Here is a 571-nt window from a genome sequence, read left to right as displayed (position 1 = left end):
GCCCGACGCGCGCGGGTGCGCGGGTGCGCGCCGTCGATCGGTCAGCGGCGGCGGACCAGGGGGAGCAGCGCGGCGGCCGTGCCCAGCACGCCGAGCGCGAGCAGCACGCCCAGACCCGCGTCGGCGGCGGCGTCGGGCAGCAGGCGCGGCGTGGCGAGGTCGGCGACCGCCCCCAGCGTCCCCGGGCCCCCGGACGCGCTCGTGACGACCGACGTCCCCGGGAGCGCGGGCGCCGCCGCGGTGGCGGACCCCGCGGGGCCGAGCGCGAGCGCGACGCCGAGCGTCAGGGCGGTGATCGCGTCGCGACGGTGCGACGCCTGACGGACGCCCACGACGACCTCCTCCGGTGCTGGCCGGGCCGACGCGCGTCGGCCCGTGGACCCGGACGGTAGGCACCCCGCCCGACGCCCCCGCGAGCGGACGGCGACACCGCGGTGAACACCTGGCCACGGTGGTGCGAGGCGGCGCGTCTCCTCCGTCGGGAGGACGACCGGAGCCCGGATCGTCGGTTCGCACGAGGCGGCGCGGCCGGCGGCGGCCCTAGCGTCCGGCCGTGCGCGAGACCCGAGAC

General features: G+C 80.9%; 1 protein-coding gene. It reads right to left on the bottom strand.

Annotation, left to right across the window (positions count from 1 at the left end; all coding sequences use genetic code 11):
• Nucleotides 1-41 precede the first annotated feature (41 nt).
• Entirely contained in the window at nt 42-332 is a 291-nt protein-coding gene (locus ATM99_RS17490; protein ID WP_062104082.1) for a hypothetical protein, read from the bottom strand.
• Nucleotides 333-571: the final 239 nt, after the last annotated feature.

Source organism: Cellulomonas sp. B6, assembly GCF_001462455.1.
In the GTDB taxonomy this organism is placed as follows: domain Bacteria; phylum Actinomycetota; class Actinomycetes; order Actinomycetales; family Cellulomonadaceae; genus Cellulomonas.
This window is presented reverse-complemented; position numbering and strand designations above follow the sequence as displayed.